Origin of the sequence: Streptomyces sp. 13-12-16 (genome assembly GCF_002114215.1) — a bacterium.
Taxonomy (GTDB): Bacteria; Actinomycetota; Actinomycetes; order Streptomycetales; family Streptomycetaceae; genus Streptomyces.
On record NZ_NCTE01000601.1, the window covers coordinates 1 to 7,854 of the forward strand.

The following is a 7,854-nucleotide window of genomic DNA, read 5'->3' on the forward strand; positions in this document are numbered from 1 at the left end:
CGCCCGCCCGCGCGTCGCCGACCGGGCTCCCCTCCGCCCCGCCGTCCCCCAGCCCGGGCCCACCGACCGCTTCGCCGAGCTGCTGCTCGCCGTCCTCAGCGGGCAGCGCCCCGTGCACGCGATGCTGCGCCACACCGCCGGGCATGCCTACGACGAGCTGATCCGGCTGGCCGAGCGCGGGCCGCTGCGCACCCGGGGTGTCCGTCCCGTCGTCCGCGACATCGGCTGGTTCGAGCCCCGCGAGGGCGCCATCGAGGCGTTCGCCCGGATCGGGGCCGGGGACAGGCTGCGCGCCATGGCCTTCCGGCTGGAACAGGGCCGGGACCTGCGCTGGCGCTGCACCGCCGTGGAGCTGGGCGGCCCGCGGACGCGCCGCGCGGACACCCGCTGAGCGCACCCGCCGGCCGCACCCGGGAAAAGCCCGAGGGCCGGACACCTCCTGGGGTGTCCGGCCCTCGGCCTCTCACGGTCCGCTCACTTCTTGCGGCGACGCCCGCTCTTCGCCTGCTTGCGGCGCTCCGCGCGCGTGAGGCCGTCCGCCTCGGAGCGCACCGGCTCGTCGTCGGTGGCGAAGTCGCCCTCGATGGTGCCGCCCTCGCCGTCCACCGTCGGCGCGGAGAAGTGCAGGTTCCGCCGCTGCGGGGCGTCGAGCCCCTTGGCCCGGATCTCGGGGCGCGGACCCGCCTGCGCGGGCACCGCGTCCTGCTTCTCCAGGTCGGCCACCGGCTTGGCGTCCTCGACCGGGACCTCCTCGACCTGCTGCTCGACCTGGACCTCCAGGTTGAACAGATAGCCGACGGACTCCTCCTTGATGCCCTCCATCATCGCGGTGAACATGTCGAAGCCCTCGCGCTGGTACTCGACCAGCGGGTCCTTCTGCGCCATCGCGCGCAGGCCGATGCCCTCCTGGAGGTAGTCCATCTCGTAGAGGTGCTCACGCCACTTGCGGTCCAGGACCGACAGCACGACCCGGCGCTCCAGCTCACGCATGATCTCGGAGCCGAGCTGCGCCTCACGGGCCTCGTACTGGGCGCGGATGTCGTCCTTGATGGACTCGAAGATGAACTCGGCCGTCAGACCGGCGCGGTCCCCGGCCTCCTCCTCCAGCTCCTCCACGGTGACGCTCACCGGGTAGAGCTGCTTGAACGCGCCCCACAGCCGGTCCAGGTCCCAGTCCTCGGGGAAGCCCTCGGCGGTCTCCGCCCGGACGTAGGCGTCGATCGTGTCGTCCATGAAGTGCTGGATCTGCTCCTGCAGGTCCTCGCCCTCCAGGACCCGGCGCCGCTCGCCGTAGATGACCTCGCGCTGCCGGTTGAGGACCTCGTCGTACTTCAGGACGTTCTTGCGCGTCTCGAAGTTCTGCGTCTCCACCTGCGACTGCGCGGACGCGATCGCGCGGGTGACCATCTTGTTCTCGATCGGCACGTCGTCCGGCACGTTCGCCATGGACATCACGCGCTCGACCATCTGCGCCTTGAACAGCCGCATCAGGTCGTCACCGAGCGACAGGTAGAAGCGGGACTCGCCCGGGTCGCCCTGACGGCCGGAACGACCGCGCAGCTGGTTGTCGATGCGCCGCGACTCGTGCCGCTCGGTGCCGAGGACGTACAGGCCGCCGCTCCTCTCGACCTCTTCCTTCTCGGCCTTGACCGCCGCCTCGGCCCGCTCGAGGGCCTCGGGCAGGGCGTGCGCCCACTCCTCGATGTGCTCCTCGGGGTCGAGACCGCGCTGACGCAGCTCCGCCTCGGCGAGGTCCTCGGGGTTGCCGCCGAGCTTGATGTCCGTACCACGGCCGGCCATGTTGGTGGCCACGGTGACACTGCCCTTGCGGCCGGCCTGGGCGACGATCGACGCCTCCCGCTCGTGGTGCTTGGCGTTCAGCACCTCGTGCTGGATGCCGCGCTTGCTGAGCTGCTGCGAGAGGTACTCGGACTTCTCCACCGAGGTCGTGCCGACGAGGATCGGCTGGCCCTTGCGGTGCTTCTCCTCGATGTCGTCGACGACCGCCTCGAACTTGGCGACCTCGGTGCGGTAGATCAGGTCCGACTGGTCCTTGCGGACCATCGGCCGGTTGGTCGGGATGGGCACCACGCCGAGCTTGTAGATCTGGTGGAACTCGGCGGCCTCGGTCATCGCCGTACCGGTCATGCCGGACAGGCCCGGCTGCTCCTTGCCGTCGTGGTCGTGGCGCTTGTAGAGGCGGAAGAAGTTCTGCAGCGTGATCGTGGCGAGCGTCTGGTTCTCGTCCTTGATCGGCACCGCTTCCTTCGCCTCGATGGCCTGGTGCATGCCCTCGTTGTAACGGCGGCCGGCGAGGATACGGCCGGTGTGCTCGTCCACGATCATGACTTCGTCATCGATGATGACGTAGTCCTTGTCCTTCTTGAAGAGCTCCTTGGCCTTGATGGCGTTGTTCAGGTAGCCCACGAGCGGGGTGTTCACCGACTCGTACAGGTTGTCGATGCCCAGCCAGTCCTCGACCTTGGCGACACCGGACTCGTGGATGGCGACCGTGCGCTTCTTCTCGTCGACCTCGTAGTCGCCGGTCTCCTCGATGCCCTTGAGCGGCTGGCCGGGCTCGCCGCGCTTGAGGCGCTTGACCAGCTTGGCGAAGTCGCCGTACCACTTGGTGGCCTGGTCGGCCGGGCCGGAGATGATCAGCGGCGTACGGGCCTCGTCGATGAGGATGGAGTCGACCTCGTCGACGATGGCGAAGTTGTGCCCGCGCTGGACGAGCTCCTCCTTGGACCACGCCATGTTGTCGCGCAGGTAGTCGAAGCCGAACTCGTTGTTCGTGCCGTAGGTGATGTCGCAGGCGTACTGCTCGCGGCGCTGGGCCGGCGTCATGTTGGCCAGGATGCAGCCGACGCTCAGGCCCAGGAACTTGTGGACGCGGCCCATCATCTCGGAGTCGCGCTCGGCCAGGTAGTCGTTGACCGTGATGATGTGGACGCCCTCGCCGGACAGGGCGTTCAGGTACGCGGGCAGGGTGCCTACGAGGGTCTTGCCCTCACCGGTCTTCATCTCTGCCACGTAGCCCATGTGCAGGGCGGCGCCGCCCATGAGCTGGACGTCGTAGTGCCGCTGGCCCAGGACGCGCTTGGCGGCCTCGCGGACGGTGGCGTACGCCTCGGGGAGCAGGTCGTCCAGGCTCTCACCGTCGGCGTACCGCTGCTTGTACTCATCGGTGAGGGCCCGCAGCTCGGCGTCGGAGAGGCCTTCGAAGTCCTCTTCGATGGAGTTGACCTGGTCCGCGATGCGGTGCAGCTTGCGCAGGATCTTGCCTTCGCCTGCACGCATGATCTTCGAGAGGACGGACACGGGGGTTGGTCTCCTTGCCGGTCGGGCCTGGGACGGTCGGTTTCCATTTCACTGACTGAGCAACGGCCATCGTATGCGAGGACCCCGCCACGCCGGGAGGCCTGCCGCGGGGGTGACCGTCGGCTGCTTCCTATCCGTTTCACGGCTGCTTCAAAAGGAGAACGTCCGGGCCCCTCGGATGGTGCCGCCCCGCACCGGCGAGTTGCGCGAAGGGTGATCATCACCTCACGCACCGCGAAAGGGATGGCGCCGTCCACCCCGCGCGAGCAGAATCGGCCGATGGAACCCGTCACGCTCACCACCGACCGCCTCCTGCTGCGCACGGTCGGCCCGCAGGACACCGACGCCGTGTACGCGATCTGCCAGGACCCGGACATCCAGCGCTGGACCACGGTCCCCTCCCCGTACCTTCCGGAGCACGCGCGGGGTTTCACGGAGCAGATCGCTCCCGACGGGTGGGCGGGCGGTTCGATGTTCACCTTCGGCGTCTTCCTGCCCACCGGGGAGCTCACGGGCATGCTCGGCATCACCATGCGTTCCCTGGGGACGGGCGAGATCGGCTTCTGGTGCGCGAAGGAGCACCGCGGCAACGGCTACATCACCGAGGCCACCCTCGCCGCCTCCCGCTGGGCCTTCACCCGGATGTCGGTCGACCGCGTGGAGTGGCGCGCGGAGGTGGGCAACACCGCCTCCCGCGCGGTGGCGGAGCGCGCGGGCTTCACCATCGAGGGCGTCCTGCGTTCCTCGCTCAGCAACAAGGGAGTGCTGCGGGACGGTTGGGTGGGCTCCCTGCTCCCGTCCGACCTGGGACTTCCCTCCACGGCGCCCTACGTCCCCGGGCGGGGATGAGTCCCGGGCCCACCGCCGTTGTCAGTGCCGCCCTCTATCGTGCGGACGTATGACGACCCTTCCGCGCCCGACCACGGAACTGACGGCAGACGAGGCCCGCCGCATCGCCCTGCGGGCCCAGGGATTCCTCGGCGCCCCGGACCGCCGCTCGGGCGTCCGGGGCGTCCTGCGCCATCTGGGCGCGGTACAGCTCGACACCATCTCCGTCCTCGCCCGCTCCCACGAGCTCATCCCGTACGCCCGTCTGGGCTCCGTGGGACGCCGGACCGTGGAGGAGGCGTACTGGAAGGAGGCGTCCCGGCCGCCGCACGCGTTCGAGTACTGGTCGCACGCCGCGTGCATCCTCCCCGTCGAGGAGTGGCCGCACTTCGCCTTCCGCCGCCGCGCCTACCGCGCCCGCCCGCTCTGGGGCCACGAGCTCCCCGACGGCGTGTACGACCAGGTGATCAAGCAGCTCCGCGCGGAGGGCCCCCTGACCGCCACGGAGCTGGGCGGCGCCAAGCGCACCAGCGAGTGGTGGGACTGGTCCGGCACCAAGGTCGCCGTGGAGCGCGCCCTGATGTACGGCGAGGTGGTGTGCGTCGAGCGCCGCGGCTGGAAGCGGGTCTACGACCTCGCCGAGCGGGCGATCCCCACGGAGCTGCTGCACGACGAGCTGGACGACGCCGAGTGCCTGCGCCGTCTGGTCCGCCTGGCCGGCCGGTCCCTCGGCGTGGGGACGCGCGCGGACATCGCCGACTACCACCGCCTCAGGGGAGAGCAGGTCGACGCGGTGATCGGCGACTCGGGCCTGGTCCCGGTCACGGTGGCGGGCTGGTCCAAGCCGGCCTGGGCCGATCCGGCGGCCCTGGCGACACCGCCGCGCGGCCGGCACCGTACGACGCTGTTGTCCCCGTTCGACTCCCTGGTCTGGGAACGGGCGCGCACGGAGCGGATCTTCGGCTTCACCCATCGCCTGGAGGCCTACGTGCCCAAGCCCAAGCGGGTGTACGGCTACTTCGCGATGCCCGTCCTCGCGGGCGGCCGGCTCGTCGGCCGGGTCGACCCGGCCCGTGAGGGCCGCACGCTGGTGGCCAAGCAGGTCACGCTGGACGGCCGCAAGGCGGTTCCCGCCGTGGCCCAGGCCCTGGTGGAGGCGGCGGGCTGGGTGGACTGCACGGACGTGCGCGTGGAGCGGGTCGACGCACCGGAGTTGCGCGAGGCCCTCACCCTGGAGCTCGCCCGGGCCCTGGCCTGACGCGGGGCGCCGTCACCGGATCTCGAGGATCTTCTCCCGCATCGCGTAGACCACCGCCTCCATCCTGGAGTGCAGCTGGAGCTTCTCCAGGATGTTGCGCACGTGGTTCTTCACGGTGTTCTCGGAGATGAACAGTTCCTTGGCGATGTCACGGTTGTTCATTCCCGTGGCCACCAGTTTGAGGACTTCGAGTTCACGGTCCGTCAGCCGGGGCGCGGGCACCAGCCGGCGCTCGTCGGTGCGCTGGATCATCGACTTGAACTCGGTGAGCAGTTTCGACGCCATGGACGGGCTGATCTGCGACTGTCCGTCGGCCACCGCGCGAATGGCGGTGGCCACCTCGTCCGTGGAGATCTCCTTGAGGAGATAACCGGTCGCGCCCGCCTTGATGGCGTCGTAGAGATCGGCTTCCTCGTCGCTGATCGTCAGCATGATGATCTTCGCGCTGGGGGCGACCTCCTTGATGGAGGTGCACGCCTCGATCCCGCCCCGCTTGGGCATCCGCACGTCCATCAGGACGATGTCGGGCAGCAGGTCGGCCGCCTTCTCCACCGCCTCCGCGCCGTCCCCCGCCTCACCGACGACCTGGATGTCCTCCTCGGCCGCGAGCACGATCTCCAGTCCACGGCGGAACAGCGCGTGGTCGTCCACCACAAGGACCCTGATCGGCTCCTTGCGTGGTGTGTCCGCGTCCGGGCCCATGCCGACGACGCCGTCGTCGGCGTCCCCGTCACGCATCGGTCCGAAGCTGTCCGCCATCGTTCCTCCCCCTGAAGGCTGTGGCCTGTGGTCCTGACCATCGCCAACCCAAGGCAGCGGCCCACCGGTTGGGCCGTTGCAGCCATGATTCCATGCCCCGCCGCCACCGGGGTGCCGGTGTGCGCGCCGAGTGGTCGCACACCGGTGCCCCTGGGGGCGCACACGCGCACCAGGGGCACCGGCTCTGCCGTCACGCGGCGGGTCAGCCGCCGAGCGTCCCGCCCGCCTCGGGGGGCTGCGTCTGGGTGACCATCGTGTCCGTGCTGAGGTGGATCACGCCGTAGTCGTAGGCGTGCCGCCGGTAGACGACGCTGGGTTCCTTGGTCTCGGAGTCGATGAACAGATAGAAGTCGTGCCCGACCAGCTCCATCTCGTAGAGAGCCTGGTCAAGCGTCATGGGCGCTGCCACGTGGGTCTTCTCGCGGACGATCAGGGGCCCGTCACCCTGGACTTCCAGGGATCCGATCTTCTTGGTGGGGACGGCTTCCGGCTCCTCCACGGCGGAGCTCGCGCCGGCCCCGTTGAGTGTCGCCGCGCCCGGGACGTGGTCGGGGACCTCGGCGGCCGAGATCCTGCGCGCACCGCGCCGCGAGAATCGCTTGTCGTGCTGCTTGCGCAGCCGGGCGTCCAGTTTCTCCGCTGCCAGGTCGAGCGCCGCGTACGGATCGCTCGCCGCTGCCTCCGCCCGGATCACCGGACCGCGGGAGCGGAGCGTGATCTCCACCCGGTCGCTGCGGTCGGCCTGTCGGGGGTTGGGCTCCTTGGACACCTCGACGTCGAGGCTGATCACCTTGCCATCGAGCTTCTGGATCTTCTCCAGGTTCAGCTTCTCGGCCACGTGCTTCCGGAACCGCTCGGGCACCTCGGTCTTGCGGCCCTTGACGACGATGTCCACGCAGAACTCCGTTCCCGGATCACTCCGCCTCGGTGCGGAGCGTCTCCCTTTTGCACCAGGTTCCGGTGACGTCCGGAACCTCGGACTCGGTGACGTCCACCTCCTCCCCCATGGGCGAGATCTCCACTCCACCAGCACGGGTGAAGACGGAAAACCCGCAGCACGGCAATCGGATTCGAGAGGTGTGGCCTGCGGCTTTCCCTCACAACCGAACATATCTCGCCCGGACGGATGCCGTCACCCTCTACCGCGCCATACCTCCATTCTCGTGAATTAACCTTCTTATTACCTGTAACGACGCATGTTCTCAGTCAGTTCCGGTTTATTTCGAAAGCATCCGGAGACGCCGCGACGACCGCCGCGCACATCCCGTCGGCGCCGTCCGCGCCCGTCATGACCGACGGCCGTCCGGGCCGCCGACCCGTCCACTGTCGAACTGGTCCGCTCCGCTGTTCCCCTCTCCTTTCCCGTGTCTCACCCCAGTACACGAGCGCGGGCCCCGAAATGCTCGATCCGGCGGCCCCATCCGGTGACTCGGCCCACGACCGCGCCCGTACGGCGCGCGCCGCCTCGGCCAGCGACGCCCCGGTCGTCATCAGGTCGTCGACCAGGACGACCCGGCCTGCCGAAAGCAGCCGGCCGCACCCCGGAGCCACCGTCAGCGCGCCCGCGAGATTGGCCAGCCGCTGCCGGGAGCCGAGCCCCGACTGGTCGGCCACTCCCCGTCGTTGCCGCAGCGCGGGAAGCACTCGTGCGGGTACCCCCGCCCGCCGCAGCTCACCCGCCGCCGCGT

General features: G+C 69.6%; 7 protein-coding genes. 3 read left to right on the forward strand and 4 right to left on the reverse strand.

Annotated elements, in window-relative coordinates; genetic code table 11:
- Positions 1-391 (forward strand): Rv3235 family protein (locus B7767_RS23780; RefSeq protein WP_256923543.1); only part of this gene is annotated, 391 nt, incomplete at its 5' end.
- An 83-nt stretch (positions 392-474) separates the two neighbouring features.
- Here the strand turns inward: B7767_RS23780 and secA are convergent.
- Positions 475-3,321, reverse strand: coding sequence for a preprotein translocase subunit SecA (gene secA / locus B7767_RS23785; RefSeq protein ID WP_085573986.1), 2,847 nt, complete (start codon positions 3,319-3,321; stop codon positions 475-477).
- Positions 3,322-3,600: 279 nt separating this feature from the next.
- Between secA and B7767_RS23790 the strand changes: the two genes are divergently transcribed.
- Both B7767_RS23790 and B7767_RS23795 read left to right on the forward strand, forming a co-directional pair.
- Positions 3,601-4,170 carry a GNAT family N-acetyltransferase gene (locus tag B7767_RS23790; protein WP_085573987.1) on the forward strand — a complete coding sequence of 190 codons (570 nt, stop codon included), beginning with the start codon at positions 3,601-3,603 and terminating at the stop codon, positions 4,168-4,170.
- Between the two features lie 49 nt (positions 4,171-4,219).
- Entirely contained in the window at positions 4,220-5,407 is a 1,188-nt protein-coding gene (locus B7767_RS23795) for a winged helix-turn-helix domain-containing protein (RefSeq protein ID WP_085573988.1), read from the forward strand.
- A 12-nt stretch (positions 5,408-5,419) separates the two neighbouring features.
- Here the strand turns inward: B7767_RS23795 and B7767_RS23800 are convergent, their stop codons facing one another.
- The 3 genes from B7767_RS23800 to B7767_RS47380 form a co-directional block, all read right to left on the reverse strand.
- Positions 5,420-6,166, reverse strand: a complete 747-nt coding sequence (locus B7767_RS23800; protein WP_085573989.1) for a response regulator transcription factor — start codon at positions 6,164-6,166, stop codon at positions 5,420-5,422.
- A gap of 202 nt (positions 6,167-6,368) precedes the next feature.
- Positions 6,369-7,061, reverse strand: coding sequence for a ribosome hibernation-promoting factor, HPF/YfiA family (hpf, locus tag B7767_RS23805; RefSeq protein ID WP_085573990.1), 693 nt, complete (start codon positions 7,059-7,061; stop codon positions 6,369-6,371).
- 311 nt (positions 7,062-7,372) lie between these two features.
- On the reverse strand, positions 7,373-7,854 hold a 482-nt coding region (locus B7767_RS47380), incomplete at its 5' end, for a ComF family protein (RefSeq protein ID WP_085573992.1).